Here is a 16,112-nt window from a genome sequence, read left to right as displayed (position 1 = left end):
TGTAAAGATACTATATTTTCGTTGCGCATAATAACGTGTTAACGTTTTATAGCATTTTACCAAAATCTAAGATAAGTAAAAAATTAAAAAAGTGACAATTTTAATTAATGGGGATGTCTTTATAAAAAATTAAAGCTGCCAAAAGGCAGCTTTATTTTTATTGTTTCTCTTTAATCAAATAAATATAAACGGGAAAGTGATCACTAAATCCCGGTTCGCCGCTTAATTGGTTTCGCAACGGATAACCTTTATACTGACCTGATTTCTGTACTAAAAACGGTTTGTTGAAAATTCCTACCTTCCAATAACGGAAGCTTGAATAATCTTTGCTTAAAAGTGGTTCTGTAAAAATAATCTGATCGAAAATATCCCAGGCATCGCGGTAAGCAATTGTACCGTGACCTTCTTTATACAATTGATACATCGGGTTAAAAATTCCGCCTTTCTTCACATCGTCTTTTTTGCCTTTTGCTTCTAAAACATCTTTTACCGATTTATTATAAGGCCCGTCGTTTAAATCACCCATTGTAAAAACTTTAGCATTTGGGTTGATGTTGTATAACGAATCAATAATTTTTTTGTTCAACGCTGCCGCAGCCTCACGGTTTGGACTACTTTTTTTCTCGCCACCCGAACGTGACGGCCAGTGGTTTACAATAAAGTGCATTTCTTCGCCATCTAGCAAACCGGTAACCAATAATTGATCACGTGTGTAAACGCGTTTTCCTTTGCCATTGTTACTGTCTTTATATTTAGTATCGGTTGGATCATAAATATATAAAGGAATATTTTTAGAACTTGTTGGCTTAAAATGTTTGGTTTGATAAAAAAGAGCCACATCAATACCACGGCGGTCCGGAGAATCGTAATGAATGATTCCGTAATTCGCTTTTTTCAGTTTTGGCATATTTACCAGATCTTCCAAAACTTTACGGTTTTCAATTTCGCTGACACCTAAAATTGTCGGCATGTTCGTGTTTTCATCTGTACCAATTTCGGCTATAACTCTACTTAAATTTTCTAATTTTTGCTGATACTTTTTTCCATCCCAGCTACGTGCACCCTTCGGCGTCCATTCTTCATCATAAATTTTCTCGTCGCGAATGGTATCAAACAAGTTTTCAACGTTATAAAAAGCTACCGTGTGTACTGCATAAGATTTCTGCTGAGACTGTGCAAATACTGTACCTGCAAAGAATGCCAGTATTGATAAAAGTTTAATTTTCATGCCCATTATTAAGTTATTATAAAGTTTTTAATAAACCTGAGGGCAAAATTAGTTAATATTTATAAAATAACTACCTTTGCGCCATGTTAAGTTTAGTTTAAAACTTGACAAAAATTATATAGTTTTATTTTTTGTTTTTATGAAAAAATTACTCTTTAGTACTCTTTTAGTACTAATTACCCTAACAACTTGGGCACAAAGTACAGCGTTACGAGGAGTTGTTGTTGATGCTAAAACACAGCAACCCCTATTTAATGTAACGGCAAATTTATCCAACACAAATTTATCGGCTACTACAAACCAGCAAGGTGAATTTGAAATTGCAAACCCTACGCCGGGCAGTCAGGTGCTTTACATTAACTTTACAGGTTATGTTCAAAAACGATTTACTTTGGATATAACTACCGAAGCAGATATCGATTTAGGTACGATTTATCTGGAAGAAGATTTAACTGCAGAACAGCAATTGAGCTTAATTACCCTTACCGAAAATGATTTGGGCGATGACAACTCGGGATCTGAAACTACATCGGGATTATTACAAGCATCGCGTGACCCTTTCCGTCAGGCGGCAGCTTTTAACTGGGGACAAGCCCGATTCAGAATTAGAGGGTTAGACAATGAGTATGGAAATATCTTTATAAACGGTATTTCTATGAACAAGATTTTCGATGGTCGTCCGCAGTTTTCTAACTGGGGCGGATTAAACGATGCTACACGTAACCAAGAGTTTATCAACGGTTCAATGCCAAACGATTATACTTTTGGCGGTATTTTAGGTATTCAGGCAATAAACACTCGTGCGTCTTTTATGCGTACCGGAACACGTGTTTCACTTTCTGGTGCAAATACTAACTACAGCGGTCGTGGAATGATTACGTACGGTTCGGGAATGAATAAAAATGGATGGGCTTATGCTGCATCGGCTTCTTACCGTATGGCGAAAGAAGGTTTCTTTGACGGAACAGATTACGATGCAAAATCGTTTTTCTTGGCGATCGAAAAGAAAATCAACAGCAACCACAGCTTAAACTTGTCTGCTATTTACGCACAAAACAGCCGTGGTAAAAACGGACCTAACACACAAGAGGTTGTAGATTTAAAAGGCTACAAGTATAACTCATATTGGGGTTGGCAAGATGGTAAAAAACGTAATTCTCGTGATAAAGACGTAGAAGAACCAATTTTTATATTGAGCCACTATTGGGATATCAGCGAGAAATCGACATTAAACACGAATGTATCGTATCAGTTTGGTAAGATTTCAAACAGTCGTTTAGAAACAAACGGAGCAAACAATCCTGATCCTACTTACTACAAAAACTTACCAAGTTATTATTTGAATTTCCACAATACAGATGGAAGCTCTCCAATTTGGACTCCAGATTTCAATAATGCAGAACGTAACAGACAAGATTTCTTAGCTAATTCTCAAATTAACTGGGATCGTTTATACCTTCAAAATGCAAACAAAGGTTATGCGGTAAACGCGTTGTATGCCGATGTTATGCAAGACAACCAATTAACAGCGAATACTTTGTTTAATACACAAATTTCTAATGTAGTTGGATTTAATGCAGGTTTAACCTACCGTAATTTACGTTCAGAAAGCTACCAGGAAATGCTTGATTTATTGGGTGGTGGTTATTTAATTGATAACGATACATTCTTAAAAGAAGAATTTTCGGCTTCTGATTTAAACAACCCAAACCGTAAAATTTACGAAGGCGATAAATATGGTTACAACTATATTATGCGTGCAAACGTGGTTGATTTGTTTACACAGTTTCAATTCAACTTTGGTAAATTCGATTTTTATTTAGGTCAAAATGCATCCTACACAGAATACCAACGTGAAGGATTGTACAGAAACGCATTATACGCAGATTCATCTTTTGGAAAAGGTCAAAAATTATCTTTTGAAAACTACGGATTCAAAGGAGGAGCGACTTATAAATTAACAGGTCAGCATATCTTTAACTTCAATGCAAGTTATTACACACAAGCGCCATCAATACGTAACAGCTATTCAAACGTTCGTATCAGTGATGCAACAGTAAACGGATTAACCGATGAGAAAATTTTTGGATCTGATATCAATTACATTATCCGTACACCAAAATTAAAAGGACGTATTGGTGCTTATTTCAATGAAATTAAAGACGCTACAAGAACATCGTTCTTCTATGCTGATGGTATCGATATAGAAATGGACGATGAAACAAGCAGCGATTTCGTAGCAGAAATTACGCGCGGAATCAGCAAACAAAGCATGGGTATTGAATTAGGTGCAGAATATCAAGCAACTAAAACAATAAAATTGACTGCTGCCGCAAACTATGGTCAGGCAATTTATTCAGACAACGCAAATGTTTATTTGAATGTTGATGGTCGTCGTGAAAGTGGATTAAGCCCAATGGTAAACTACGGAACAAGTTATATTAAAAACTACCGTGTTGCAGGAACGCCACAACAAGCTTATTCGTTAGGTATTGAATACCGCGACCCGAACTACTGGTGGATTGGTGCAAATGCAAACTTTTTAACGGATATTTATTTAGATATTTCGCCTTTGTTACGTACAAACAATTTCTTTGCAGAACCTGGTCAGGGTGGTGCAGCATTCAGCGATATGGATACCGATACAGCTAAACGTTTGTTAAAACAAGAAAAGTTAGACGATATTTTCTTGGTAAACCTTCAAGGTGGAAAATCGTGGAGAATTAACGGTAAAACCTTTGGTTTCTTTGCATCTGTAAACAACGTGTTAGGTTTAGAATACAAAACAGGTGGTTTTGAACAAGCACGTAACGCCAACTACCGCGAATTATTAATGGATCACGCAAGCGGAACCCGCACTTTTGGTCCTAAATATTTCTATGGTTTCGGTAGAACTTATTTCTTAAATTTATACATCAACTTTTAATTAAAAGCGTGATATGAAAATATTAAAACACATATTCCCAATAGCTGTATTAACTTTAACCGGCTTATTTGCAGCATGTTCACCAGAAGACGAACAGGAATTACCAACTTATAGTCCAGCTATTTTTTCTGATGATTTCGAATGGCACACTAAAGGAGAAAATCCACAAAACACATGGGGCACCACCGCAGTAAAAGGTACAAAAAAGTGGACGTTTGCAACCTTTAGAAATAACAGCTATTTATACTTTTCTGCATTCGACAATCCAAAAGAAGCAGAAAACGATACTTGGGTAACATCTAACGAACTTGATATTGATAAAGCCAATCTAAAACGCTTAACATTTACATCAACGCAAGGTTTTGTTACCGATACATTAAACAATAAATTAGAATTGTACGTATTGCATAATATAACTGAAAGCAACGCTGACACAGTTAAATTACATTTTAGAAAGCCACAGTTAAATGTTCCAAATTTTACATGGGTAAACTCTGGAATTGTAAATCTATCACAATTTAAAGGAAAAATTAAAATTGCTTTTAGAGCTACCGGAAGTGGTACTGATGGTAGATACGATGGAACTTATGAAGTAGATAATATTAAAGTTTTTTAATTTTTAAGAAATGAAAGCATTAAAATATACGTTTGCAGCCTTAGCATTGGTTGCAACATTAGTAACAACAAGTTGTGCAAACAGCGACGATGTTTCTACACCGGAAATTAAATACCACAACGCTACAGCTACAATTACCTTAGAAGAATTGTACGCCAAAGCTAATACTACGGTGCAACAATATACTGAAGAGGATATTTTAGAAGCCTATGTATCATCAAGCGATGAAGGCGGAACGTTTTACAAATCGGTATCATTGCAAAATTTAGAAGGAACCAAAGGTTTTTCTATTTCGGTTGATATGTACAACATCAGCAACGATATCGCTCCGGGGCGTAAAGTGTATATCTATTTAAAAGATATGTATTTTTCAATTGTACACGGATCTTTGGTTTTAGGCGATCTTTACCAGGAAACAAGCGTTGGTAGAATGCGTCCGCAAGATTTCTACAAAAAAGTATTTGCTTCGGCAGATGTTGTTCCTGAAACACAATTAATGAAAACCATTACGTTGGCTGATCTTAAAAACGACAACTACATTAACACCTTGGTTGAAATTGATAAAGTGCAGTTCGCAGACAATGCGGTTGATAAAACCTATTACGATCCATCAAATGTTTTAGGTGGTGCTACTAACCACAATATTGTTGATCCTACAGGAACAATGATCTTTAGAACAAGTGAATTTGCAAAGTTTGCATCGAGAGTTGTACCAAAAAACAGCGGAAAAATCCGTGGAGTTCTTACAAAGTTCAACAGCGATTATCAGTTTATGGCACGTACATTCAATGATATCCAATTAACAGAAGACAGAATCGGAGTTGACCCGGGAGAAGGTGAAGAGCCTACAGCACCAACAAACTTATTGTTTACAACAGCCGATTTTGAAAACTGGGCAAACTTTACAGCTTCATTAAACAGTTTCGGATTAAAACCGTATGCCGTTCAAGGTATGGGTACAGGTGCTTTAGGAACAAATTCTATGCATCTTAACGGAACGCCAACTGCAAACGATTACGTATTTACGGTATTGGCTTCTGCTAAAGGTAACATTCCGGCAACACCAACAAAAATTACGTTTTGGGTTAAAGGAACGTCTGCTAAATCGTTATCGATCAACGTTTATCGTGGTACTTCGGGTTATGATGTATTTAACGTATCTAACTTAAACAGTTTGGCGATTACATTAAACAAGGCTGTGCTTAATGATTCTGGTAACGGAACAAATAATTACACCGGAACTATTGATACCAGCAACAAATGGGTTAAGGTAACGTTGAATATTGCAGATGTTGATATAAACAAGAGTACAACAGGTGATCTTTTCGCTTTAAAAGTGGGAAGCAACGCTGCATACAATCTGCATATCGATAATATCGAAATTCAATAAAACATACACCATTAAACTTTAAAAGCTGTTTTCTATGAAAGCAGCTTTTTTTTATTTACAATCGAAATTTTGTTCATTTTCAACACCGCTTTTTTGTATATTTAGAAACAAATTTTCGCTCCATTTTTATGCCAGCAGCTGTAGAAACCTCACATCATTTATATCCGTTAATTTCCGATTTAGGTTTGATCTTAATGACTGCCGGAGTTGCTGTTTTGATCTTTAAAAAGATAAAGCAGCCTTTGGTTTTAGGTTATTTAATTGCCGGATTTTTGGCAGGTCCGCATTTTCCGTTATTTCCCACCGTTCAAGATATGGGAAACGTAGAGGTTTGGGCAGAAATTGGTGTAATCTTTTTACTTTTTAGTTTAGGACTTGAATTTAGTTTTAAAAAGCTCGTTAAAGTTGGTGGATCCGCCAGTATGACCGCCGCTGTTCAAATCATTACCATGATTATTGTGGGTTTTACTACAGGAAAATTGCTCGGCTGGAATTTTATCGACAGTATTTTTTTAGGTGCGATTCTTTCCATGTCGTCCACAACCATCATTCTACGGGCATTTGATGAATTGGGTGTTAAAACCCAGAAATTTGCCGGCGTAGTTTTCGGAACACTGATTGTAGAAGATATCGTAGCGATTTTACTGATGGTTTTACTCTCAACCATTGCCGTATCACAACAATTTTCGGGAGTTGAACTAATGGAATCGATCTTTAAACTGGCATTCTTTTTAATGCTTTGGTTTTTGGCAGGAATCTTTTTCATCCCTACATTACTTAAAAGAACCAAAAATCTGTTGACCGAAGAAACCACATTGATTGTATCACTGGCATTATGCTTAATGATGGTTATTTTGGCAACAGCCGCAGGTTTTTCACCAGCATTAGGTGCTTTCATTATGGGATCGATCATTGCAGAAACAACCAAAGCAGAACAAATTGAACATTTAGTGAAGCCCGTAAAAGATTTATTCGGTGCGGTTTTCTTTGTATCTGTTGGTATGCTTATTAATTTAGATACGCTGCAAGAATATGCTTTTCCCGTAGTAATTATTACCATTGTAACCATTTTCGGAAAAACAATTGCCACTACAATGGGTACCTTAATTTCGGGGCAACCGTTGAAACAGTCGGTTCAGGCAGGAATGAGTTTGGCTCAAATTGGCGAATTCTCATTTATCATCGCCACTTTGGGTATGACATTGGGTGTAACAAGCGGTTTCCTCTACCCTATTGTAGTTGCAGTTTCGGCAATTACCACTTTTACTACTCCGTTTTTCATTAAAAATTCCTTAAAAGTATACAATCAATTAAAAATCATCCTTCCTAAAAAATGGGAAGATAAATTAGACAATTATTCGGCTACAACGCAAACCATCCATCAAACAAATCACTGGCAAAAATATATTTCCGGCGTTGCATCGCACATCATAATTCATTCGGTAATTATTGCGGGCATTGTTTTCGTAAGTATTTACTATTTAATTCCATTATCTAATGGTGCGTTTACCTATTATCTGTACATATTTTTAACTGTAGTGGCGTTTCTGCCTTTCTTGTATGCGTTGGCGTTACAAAGAGTCGCAGTGCAGTCGTTAAATCAGTTAAAAACCGACAGTAAAAATATCACACCACTTATTTTAATTGCCTTGTTTAGAATTTTGCTGTGCATTGTCATTGTTTTTATAATGATTAACGAACTGATTAATCCGTTAACAGGCGTAATTGTATTGGCAGTTTTAATTGCATTTGCCGTTTTATTTCCAAAGAGGATTCAGGCGATGTACGGAAAGATCCTTCATCAGTTTATCGAGAATTTTAATGATAGAGAGAGATCCGAAGCTATTAGAAACAAAAGTGATTTAACGCCTTGGGACGGACACATGACTACTTTTGAAATTCCGCAGGAATCACTAATCGCTGGAAAAACCTTGAATGAATTAAAAGTACGTGAAGAACTAGGCGTAAATATTGCCATTATTAAACGTGGCGATTTGGTGATTAATATTCCTGATAAAGACGAAAAAATTTTCCCGAAAGATATTCTATATGTGATTGGAACCGACGAGCAGGTGAAAGATTTTGAGCTTTTTGTTGATAAGTCGTTGGTGGGATCTGTGGATTACCATACCGAAATTGTACTGAAAGGTTTTGAACTGACTAATGAAGCCTTGAACGGAATATCGATTCGCGAAAGTAAAATTCGCGAAAACAGCAACAGTATAATTGCCGGAATTGAACGCAACGGCGAGCGCATTTTAAATCCGCAGCCTACATTTACCTTACAAAAAGGCGATATTTTATGGCTCGTAGGCGATAAAAAGAAAATTACCGCTTTATTTTCAAAATAAATTATGACGATAGAAATTGCAAAACCCGAACATTTAAACAGCATTATGCAGATTATTGGCGATGCCCGTAACATTATGCGTACCAACGGCAACCTTACGCAGTGGATTAACGGATATCCGTCGGAAGAAGTTATTCTGAATGATATCAATCAAAACATAGGATACATTTGTTTGAACAACATCGAAATGGTCGGTTATTTCTCGTTTTTAAAAGGCGATGATCCGGAACCAACCTACAACGTCATCGACAACGGAAAATGGCTGAATAACGAACCTTATGGCGTAATTCACAGACTGGCATCAAACGGAAAGGCTAAAGGTGTAGCAAAAGCGTGTTTTGATTATTGTTTTACGCAGATTAACAACATTCGGGTTGATACCAACAACAATAACCTGCCTATGCAAAACTTCTTTAAAAAGTATGGTTTTACGTATTGCGGCGTTATTTATGTTGCGGATGGAAGTCCCAGAGATGCCTTTCAGATGAAATTATAGCACATTCACACAAATAAAACAATTTAAAAGAATGAAAAAAATTTTATATATTTTAATAATAGTTTTAAATACTTCTTATGTTTATTCACAGACTGACACTATAGCAATTATTAAAGAAGTAAACAAAAGAAATGAATGGAAGAAAAAATATGATAAAGTCGAGTACCTTAACCAAGGGCTATCAATAATAAGATTAAACCACAAATTTGGTTTAATTGATAAAAAAGGTAATGAAATAATTCCTCTAACATATGACAGAATCGAAAATTTTAATGATACCCTCTTAATCTATAAATCAAACAACAAATTTGGATTAATTGATAAAATAGGTAATGTTATAATCTTACCTAAATACAACGAAATTTCTAAACCTCATGAAGGAATTGCTCATTGTATATTAAATAGAAAATGGGGAATAATAGACACAAAAGGTAAAGAAATAATTCCTCCTAAATATGATGAGATTGCAGATTTCAAGGAAGGATTTGCAGCTTTCAAATTAAATAAAAAATGGGGATTCATTGATAAAACTGGTAAAGAAATTATTCCACCCAAATACTATTTAATTTTTAAATTCTATGACGGTATAGCTGCTGTTGTGTATGATAATATTAATTTTAGACTTGGTTTTATTAATACTTCTGGAAAAGTGATTACAGAATTTAAATATGATGAGATAAGAAATTTTACTGAAGGTCTGGGAGGTATTAAACTGAATGAAAAATTCGGATTTGTTGATAAAACAGGAAAGGAAATTGTACCGCCTATATATGATAATATTGGAGAATTTTACGACGGTTACTCTAGGGTTTTTATTCGCGATACTAACAAAGAAGAAAAATTTGACCTAGATGATATGACTACTTGGTTTAAAAGAGGAGCTTATGGCTTTATAGATAATAAAGGAAAAATAATTGTACCCTTAAAATATGATTATGTTGAGTACTTTAACAATGGCATGGCTAAAGTAAGATTAAACGATAAATATGGTTTCGTTAATGAAAATGGAGAAGAAACAATAACTCCAAAATATGATGAAGTTAGGAACTTTAAAAACCAATTTGCAATCTTTAGTTTAGCGAACAAATGGGGTATTGTAAATAAGGAAGGAAAAGAAATAGTACAAGCAAAATATGATGAGATTTACTACGATGATTCAAATGTCTACTTAGTTGTTTTAGATAAAAAATGGGGAATTTTAAATTATAATCTTAAAGAGCTTATCCCAATAAATTATGATGAAATTACTATCAATAATGAAGGGTTTATACTTTTTAAACGAAACAATAAATGGGGAATTTTAGACATCACAGGTAAGGAAATTATTCCTCCGAAATATGACGGCATAGATACCACTAACAGAAAAGACAACGATTTAATAGCAGTTAAAACTAATGAAAAGTGGGGATTTATAGACATCAATGGTAAAGAAATTATACCTCCTCTATATAGTCATTTTAGACTTTTCAATAACGGATTTATGTATGTTAGATTAAGTTCAACTGATTTCTATTTTGATATTGACAAGGATGGTAACTTGGGAGAAGATTAGATATGATTGACAAATTATTTTTGTCAAAAAAACCTTTACGAATAAAGATAAAAGTTTTTAAAATATCTTTCAAAAAATACGACTCATCTTTTAAAATTGACAGTTCAGAATAAAAATTTTTAGTTTTTGTTTGCAGCTACATACATTTGATAAAAAATATAAATCATGAGAAAAATATTATCCGTAGTTCTGCTAACATTAAGTTTTTATGTTACAACTGCACAGTCAGATGAAAACTTTTATCAACCAACGAAAGAGTTAAAACCAATTGAATTCAGCAATACAGAGGAAATTACAATTCCTGTTGCAAATGACACAATTACAGCCATTCTGTTAAAACCAAAAAGCAAACCAAAAGCTACAATTCTGTTCTTTCATGGCACAGGCGGAAACGTTTCAACTTACCAATTTATGGTAGCACCTTTAGTCGAAGATCAATTTCAGGTTGTTATGGTCGATTTTAGAGGTTATGGAAAATCAACAGGGAAACCTACCCATTTAAATATTGCAGAAGATGGTCAGATATTTTTTGATTTCATGCTAAAAAGAAAGGACATTATAGACATTCCGGTTATTCTGTATGGTGCATCTATGGGATCGCAAATTGCTACGCTATTGGCAAAAAACAACCAGAACCAAATAAAAGCATTCATTTTAGATGGTGCCTTATCTTCGTTCACAGACATTGCTGCGTTCTATGCGCCACAATACAAGGAAATGATTGAAAAAAGCTATGTATCGCCTTATTCGGCTAAAGAAAATATTAAATCATAATACTATCAGAAAATTATTCATTCATAACAAAGAAGATAAAGAGATTCCGTATGATCAGAGTTTGATGGTTTTCAACAATGCTCCAGAACCTACACAGTTTTTTGAATACAAAGGATCTCACTTAATGGCAATTGTTCAAGAGAAAGAACGGATGCTAAAAGCTATAAATGATTTGCTACACCGATAACCAGTATTATTCCATAAAAACTTTAATCAATTAATTATAATCACTAAAGTAATAACATATGAATACCAAGAGTTTTTATCAAAAAAATATCAACTAAATAATTAATTTAAAAACATTTTATTTATTTTTATATAAATTTATAAAAAAATTAGTATGAGAAATTTATTTTTTGGCAGTAGTCTTTTAGTAGGAATATTGCTTACAGGATGTGGGGATACAGCAAAATATTCAAAACTTGCTGAAGAACTGAATAACTCGCAAACCCACAATAATAAGGAAATTGAAGCAGTAGGAACTATAGAAGTTCCAACAGGCTTGTTCGCGATGGAAGAAGGAGAAAAACAAAAGGTATTGATGTCTGTTTCTGCGGGTTATGAAAAAATTAAAAACATAGAATTAGATTATGGAAAAGATAAAAAAAATTCCATGTTTGTTGATATTCCAAAGGATCAAGAAGAATTTGAGGGCAAAGATTTTAAACTTTATGACAAAAACGGAAAACTAATAAAGCGAAGCAATGTACGCATAAAAGGAACCGTAAAATATGGAAAAGACGGAGATGCTGATGAATACGTAATACAGAATGTACAGATTGAGCAAGCAGAATAATATTTCAAAAAGAATTCAAAAAAAACCTTTATCAATTACGATAAAGGTTTTTAAATATGTTTTAAAAAACGTATTAATTATTCAATGCTTCGGCACCACCAACGATTTCTAAGATCTCGTTTGTAATAGCAGCCTGACGTGCTTTGTTATACGTTAATTTTAACTGATCGCGTAAATCTTTCGCATTATCGGTTGCTTTATGCATAGCCGTCATACGTGCGCCGTGTTCAGCTGCGTTAGAATCTAAAACCGCTTTGTATAACTGCGTTTTTAACGATGTTGGTATTAAATTTAAAATGATTTCTTCTTTAGAAGGCTCATAAATATAATCTGTAGCAACGTTACTTTCTGTTTCAATTGGTTTTAAAGGCAAAAACTGTTCTGTTAATACAATTTGCGTAGCAGCGTTTTTAAACTGGTTATACACCAATTCAACTTTATCGTACGTACCTTCAATAAACGCGTCCATAATTTGTTGGGCAACCGCTTCAACATTTACAAACGTTAAGGCATCGAACAAATCACTGCGGTTAGCAAAAACAGTTTCGGTTTTTCCAACCAAATCGTATCCTTTTTTACCAATTGTTAGTACATCAACATTTTTACCTGCATACGTTGTATCAATTAAGGTACGTGTAGCTTTAATTACGTTTGCATTAAAAGCACCACACAACCCGCGGTTTGATGTTATTACAACCAATAAAACCTTGTTAACTTCACGTTGTTCAGCGTAAACACCAGCAGCATCGCCTTCTAATGTTGCGCTAATATTCTGAATTAATTCGGTTAATTTCTCTGCATACGGACGCATAGCAGTAATAGCATCTTGCGCCTTTTTTAATTTTGCTGCAGAAACCATCTTCATTGCAGAAGTAATCTGCATAGTTGATGATACCGAATTGATTCTGTTACGTATTTCTTTTAAGTTTGCCATTTTTTAAAATGTATATTGTAAAATTGTATATTGTAAAGGCATCTAAATTAGCTTGATACATTTTACAATATACAATATACTTTTAAAATTAGTATTTAGACGATACTTCTTTTGCAACTTTCTCTAATGTAGCTGTAGCATCATCAGATAAGTTACCTGCTTTTAACGCATTTAAAGTATCGCGGTACGATAAGTTTAATACTTGTAAGAATTCTTTTTCGAACTCTTTTACTTTTTCTACAGGAACGTTACGCAATAAGTTTTTAGAACCTGCATAGATGATCGCAATTTGATCTTCTACCGTGTAAGGATCGTTAACTGTTTGCTTTAAGATTTCAACGTTACGTTTACCTTTCTCAATTACGTTCATTGTAGCAGCATCTAAATCAGAACCAAATTTCGCGAAAGCTTCTAATTCACGGAATTGCGCTTGGTCTAATTTTAATGTACCAGCTACTTTTTTCATTGATTTAATTTGCGCGTTACCACCAACACGAGATACCGAAATACCTACGTTAATCGCCGGACGTACACCAGAGTTGAATAAATCAGACTCTAAGAAGATTTGCCCGTCTGTAATCGAAATTACGTTTGTTGGGATATATGCAGAAACGTCACCAGCCTGAGTTTCGATAATTGGTAAAGCAGTTAACGAACCACCACCTTTAACGATTGGCTTTAACGATTCTGGTAAATCGTTCATGTTTTTTGCGATTTCATCGTCACCGATTACTTTTGCAGCACGCTCTAATAAACGAGAGTGAAGGTAGAAAACGTCTCCAGGATACGCCTCACGACCTGGTGGACGACGTAAGATCAAAGACATTTCACGGTAAGCTACCGCTTGTTTAGATAAATCATCATAAACAATTAATGCAGGACGACCTGTATCACGGAAATACTCACCAATTGCAGCACCTGCCATTGGAGCATATACCTGCATTGGAGCAGGATCTGATGCGTTTGCAGCAACAATTACAGAATAAGCCATTGCGCCTTTTTCTTCTAATGTTTTTGCAATGTTTGCTACTGTAGAAGCTTTTTGCCCAACAGCAACATATATACAGAATACTGGTTTACCAGCATCGTAAAATTCTTTTTGATTTAAAATGGTATCGATACAAACAGTAGTTTTACCAGTTTGACGGTCACCAATAACCAACTCACGTTGACCACGACCAACCGGAATCATTGCATCGATTGCTTTGATACCTGTTTGCATTGGCTCGGTTACCGGCTGACGGAAAACTACACCAGGAGCTTTACGCTCGATTGGCATTTCGTATAAATCGCCAGTGATAGGTCCTTTACCATCAATTGGGTTACCTAAAGTATCAACCACACGTCCTAACATACCTTCACCTACTTTGATAGATGCGATACGACCTGTTCTTTTTACAGTAGATCCTTCGCTTACACCAGTAGATGGGCCAAATAAAACAACCCCAACGTTATCTTCTTCTAAGTTTTGAACCATTGCCTCTAAACCATTCTCAAACTGAACCAACTCACCATATTGTGCGTTTGCCAATCCGTGAACACGTGCAATACCATCACCTATTGTTAAAACGGTACCAACTTCTTCTACAGATCCTTCTGCTGTAAAACCAGATAATTGTTTCTTTAATATTGCTGAAATCTCAGCAGGATTAATTGCTGCCATGCGTTTGACTATTTTATCACGTTAACCGTGTGTGATTTTAATTATTAAATTCTCTTTTTAATTGACTTAATTTGTTTGCAATTGATGCATTGTACTGCATATCGCCCAAACGAATAATAAAGCCGCCAATAATGTCTTTATTTACTTCGTTTACAATAGTAACTTCTTTTGTAGAAAGTTCTTTTACTTTTGCCAATACCTGTGCTTCTAATGCCGGTGTTAAAGGTGTAGCTGTAGTTACATAAGCAACTTCTGTTCCTTTTAACTCGTCATACAATGTAGCGTATTGTGCTGTAATTGCTTCTAAAATATCTAAACGCTTGTTTTGTAATAAAACCGAAAATAAGTTTTTAGTATCTGCGTTAGCCGAAGCAAAAATTTCGTTTAAGGCAGCTAATTTAGATTCTCCTTTAATTACCGGATTTTCTAAAAATAACTTTAACTCACTGCTTTGTGAAATAGCATCAGATATTGTTTTCATATCTGTACCAACCACTTCCGCATTTCCTTTTGCGTTAGACACGTCAAGAATTGCTTTAGCGTATCTTAAGGCTGCTCTTGTTCCCGTCATAACGTACTATTAATTTAATTTAATATCGTTTAATAATGATCCAACCAATTGCTCTTGCGCTTGCTTGTCTGCTAACTGACCTTTTAATAATTTTTCTGCGATATCAATTGATAATGTAGAAACCTGATTTTTAATATCAGCCATTGCAGCGTTTTTCTCGCTTTGGATAGATGCCTGTGCTTGTGCAATCATTTGTGCACCTGCAGTTTGAGCTTCTTCTTTAGCTTCAGCAATCATTTTGTCTTTCATTTCGCGCGCTTCTTTTAACATTGCATCGCGCTCTAAACGTGCTTCAGCCAATAATTTTTCGTTATCTGCTTTTAAGTTCGTTAACTCTCTTTTTGCGTTTTCTGCTGCTGCTAAAGCATCTGCAATTCCTTCTTCGCGTGCCTCTAAAGCATTAACGATAGGTTTCCAAGCAAATTTTCCTAATAAGAAAATTATAACTACTAAGATGATCGCTTGCCAAAAGAATAAACCTAAACTAAAATCGTTGATTAACTTTTCCATTATATCTTAAATGTAACTTTTAATTTTTACTGTAATTTTTGTTTAATTAAACAATATCTGCAACCAACCGTTACAGATATTGTTTATTGTAATTAAGCTCCTAAGATTAAAGCACCGAATGCTAAACCTTCTAATAATGCACCAATGATGATCATTGCAGTTTGGATTTTCCCAGCAGCTTCTGGCTGACGAGCGATAGCGTCCATTGCAGAACCACCAATTTTACCTAAACCGATACCTGCTCCGATAACGATTAAACCAGCACCTACTAAATTTGGAATTGTCATGATAAATGATTTATATATA

General features: G+C 34.9%; 15 protein-coding genes. 9 read left to right on the top strand and 6 right to left on the bottom strand.

What is annotated here, in order from left to right; translation table 11 throughout:
* Window positions 1-157 precede the first annotated feature (157 nt).
* The gene (locus BM253_RS06200) at window positions 158-1,228 is read right to left on the bottom strand and encodes an endonuclease/exonuclease/phosphatase family protein (RefSeq protein ID WP_091521091.1); all 1,071 of its coding nucleotides are present in this window, start codon (window positions 1,226-1,228) and stop codon (window positions 158-160) included.
* Window positions 1,229-1,367: 139 nt separating this feature from the next.
* On the opposite strand from BM253_RS06200, the gene BM253_RS06195 reads away from it, so the two are divergent.
* The 9 genes from BM253_RS06195 to BM253_RS06160 all read left to right on the top strand — a co-directional run bounded on the left by BM253_RS06195 (window position 1,368) and on the right by BM253_RS06160 (window position 12,128).
* A complete protein-coding gene (locus BM253_RS06195; RefSeq protein WP_091520843.1) occupies window positions 1,368-4,154 on the top strand; it encodes a carboxypeptidase-like regulatory domain-containing protein in 2,787 nt (928 codons plus the stop codon).
* Between the two features lie 13 nt (window positions 4,155-4,167).
* Entirely contained in the window at window positions 4,168-4,770 is a 603-nt protein-coding gene (locus BM253_RS06190; protein ID WP_091520839.1) for a hypothetical protein, read from the top strand.
* Between the two features lie 10 nt (window positions 4,771-4,780).
* On the top strand, window positions 4,781-6,160 hold the full coding sequence (locus BM253_RS06185) for a DUF5689 domain-containing protein (protein WP_091520835.1): 1,380 nt from the start codon (window positions 4,781-4,783) through the stop codon (window positions 6,158-6,160).
* 128 nt (window positions 6,161-6,288) lie between these two features.
* Window positions 6,289-8,511 carry a cation:proton antiporter domain-containing protein gene (locus BM253_RS06180; RefSeq protein WP_091520832.1) on the top strand — a complete coding sequence of 741 codons (2,223 nt, stop codon included), beginning with the start codon at window positions 6,289-6,291 and terminating at the stop codon, window positions 8,509-8,511.
* A 3-nt stretch (window positions 8,512-8,514) separates the two neighbouring features.
* Window positions 8,515-9,006: a GNAT family N-acetyltransferase gene (locus BM253_RS06175; protein ID WP_177205741.1), complete on the top strand. Its 492-nt coding sequence runs from the start codon at window positions 8,515-8,517 to the stop codon at window positions 9,004-9,006.
* 31 nt (window positions 9,007-9,037) lie between these two features.
* The gene (locus BM253_RS06170) at window positions 9,038-10,558 is read left to right on the top strand and encodes a WG repeat-containing protein (protein ID WP_091520827.1); all 1,521 of its coding nucleotides are present in this window, start codon (window positions 9,038-9,040) and stop codon (window positions 10,556-10,558) included.
* Window positions 10,559-10,723: 165 nt separating this feature from the next.
* The gene (locus BM253_RS06165; RefSeq protein ID WP_245758460.1) at window positions 10,724-11,332 is read left to right on the top strand and encodes an alpha/beta hydrolase; all 609 of its coding nucleotides are present in this window, start codon (window positions 10,724-10,726) and stop codon (window positions 11,330-11,332) included.
* Window positions 11,292-11,519 carry an alpha/beta hydrolase family protein gene (locus BM253_RS17480; protein WP_245758459.1) on the top strand — a complete coding sequence of 76 codons (228 nt, stop codon included), beginning with the start codon at window positions 11,292-11,294 and terminating at the stop codon, window positions 11,517-11,519. The genes BM253_RS06165 and BM253_RS17480 overlap by 41 nt, the downstream gene beginning before the upstream one ends.
* A 153-nt stretch (window positions 11,520-11,672) precedes the next feature.
* On the top strand, window positions 11,673-12,128 hold the full coding sequence (locus tag BM253_RS06160; RefSeq protein WP_091520823.1) for a YceB family lipoprotein: 456 nt from the start codon (window positions 11,673-11,675) through the stop codon (window positions 12,126-12,128).
* A 73-nt stretch (window positions 12,129-12,201) separates the two neighbouring features.
* On the opposite strand, the gene atpG is transcribed toward BM253_RS06160, so the two are convergent.
* The 5 genes from atpG to BM253_RS06135 all read right to left on the bottom strand — a co-directional run bounded on the left by atpG (window position 12,202) and on the right by BM253_RS06135 (window position 16,093).
* A complete protein-coding gene (gene atpG / locus BM253_RS06155; RefSeq protein WP_091520820.1) occupies window positions 12,202-13,062 on the bottom strand; it encodes an ATP synthase F1 subunit gamma in 861 nt (286 codons plus the stop codon).
* A gap of 88 nt (window positions 13,063-13,150) precedes the next feature.
* Window positions 13,151-14,725 carry a F0F1 ATP synthase subunit alpha gene (gene atpA, locus BM253_RS06150; RefSeq protein ID WP_091520815.1) on the bottom strand — a complete coding sequence of 525 codons (1,575 nt, stop codon included), beginning with the start codon at window positions 14,723-14,725 and terminating at the stop codon, window positions 13,151-13,153.
* 37 nt (window positions 14,726-14,762) lie between these two features.
* Window positions 14,763-15,296: an ATP synthase F1 subunit delta gene (gene atpH, locus BM253_RS06145; RefSeq protein ID WP_091520812.1), complete on the bottom strand. Its 534-nt coding sequence runs from the start codon at window positions 15,294-15,296 to the stop codon at window positions 14,763-14,765.
* Between the two features lie 9 nt (window positions 15,297-15,305).
* Window positions 15,306-15,806 (bottom strand): F0F1 ATP synthase subunit B, encoded by a 501-nt coding sequence (locus BM253_RS06140; RefSeq protein ID WP_091520809.1) that lies wholly within the window; start codon window positions 15,804-15,806, stop codon window positions 15,306-15,308.
* Between the two features lie 92 nt (window positions 15,807-15,898).
* Window positions 15,899-16,093 carry an ATP synthase F0 subunit C gene (locus BM253_RS06135; protein ID WP_091520805.1) on the bottom strand — a complete coding sequence of 65 codons (195 nt, stop codon included), beginning with the start codon at window positions 16,091-16,093 and terminating at the stop codon, window positions 15,899-15,901.
* Window positions 16,094-16,112 lie beyond the last annotated feature (19 nt).

Source organism: Paenimyroides ummariense, from assembly GCF_900115115.1.
GTDB classification, from domain to species: Bacteria; Bacteroidota; Bacteroidia; order Flavobacteriales; family Flavobacteriaceae; genus Flavobacterium; species Flavobacterium ummariense.
This window is presented reverse-complemented; position numbering and strand designations above follow the sequence as displayed.

What these genes read in the sequence shown, in the direction of transcription:
- BM253_RS06190 (WP_091520839.1), top strand. Translation starts at nt 4,168, where the DNA reads ATGAAAATATTAAAACACATATTCCCAATAGCTGTATTAACTTTAACC.
- atpH (WP_091520812.1), bottom strand. Translation starts at nt 15,296, where the DNA reads ATGACGGGAACAAGAGCAGCCTTAAGATACGCTAAAGCAATTCTTGAC.
- atpA (WP_091520815.1), bottom strand. Translation starts at nt 14,725, where the DNA reads ATGGCAGCAATTAATCCTGCTGAGATTTCAGCAATATTAAAGAAACAA.
- atpG (WP_091520820.1), bottom strand. Translation starts at nt 13,062, where the DNA reads ATGGCAAACTTAAAAGAAATACGTAACAGAATCAATTCGGTATCATCA.
- BM253_RS06140 (WP_091520809.1), bottom strand. Translation starts at nt 15,806, where the DNA reads ATGGAAAAGTTAATCAACGATTTTAGTTTAGGTTTATTCTTTTGGCAA.
- BM253_RS06170 (WP_091520827.1), top strand. Translation starts at nt 9,038, where the DNA reads ATGAAAAAAATTTTATATATTTTAATAATAGTTTTAAATACTTCTTAT.
- BM253_RS17480 (WP_245758459.1), top strand. Translation starts at nt 11,292, where the DNA reads ATGTATCGCCTTATTCGGCTAAAGAAAATATTAAATCATAATACTATC.
- BM253_RS06175 (WP_177205741.1), top strand. Translation starts at nt 8,515, where the DNA reads ATGACGATAGAAATTGCAAAACCCGAACATTTAAACAGCATTATGCAG.
- BM253_RS06185 (WP_091520835.1), top strand. Translation starts at nt 4,781, where the DNA reads ATGAAAGCATTAAAATATACGTTTGCAGCCTTAGCATTGGTTGCAACA.
- BM253_RS06200 (WP_091521091.1), bottom strand. Translation starts at nt 1,228, where the DNA reads ATGAAAATTAAACTTTTATCAATACTGGCATTCTTTGCAGGTACAGTA.
- BM253_RS06160 (WP_091520823.1), top strand. Translation starts at nt 11,673, where the DNA reads ATGAGAAATTTATTTTTTGGCAGTAGTCTTTTAGTAGGAATATTGCTT.
- BM253_RS06165 (WP_245758460.1), top strand. Translation starts at nt 10,724, where the DNA reads ATGAGAAAAATATTATCCGTAGTTCTGCTAACATTAAGTTTTTATGTT.
- BM253_RS06195 (WP_091520843.1), top strand. Translation starts at nt 1,368, where the DNA reads ATGAAAAAATTACTCTTTAGTACTCTTTTAGTACTAATTACCCTAACA.
- BM253_RS06180 (WP_091520832.1), top strand. Translation starts at nt 6,289, where the DNA reads ATGCCAGCAGCTGTAGAAACCTCACATCATTTATATCCGTTAATTTCC.
- BM253_RS06135 (WP_091520805.1), bottom strand. Translation starts at nt 16,093, where the DNA reads ATGACAATTCCAAATTTAGTAGGTGCTGGTTTAATCGTTATCGGAGCA.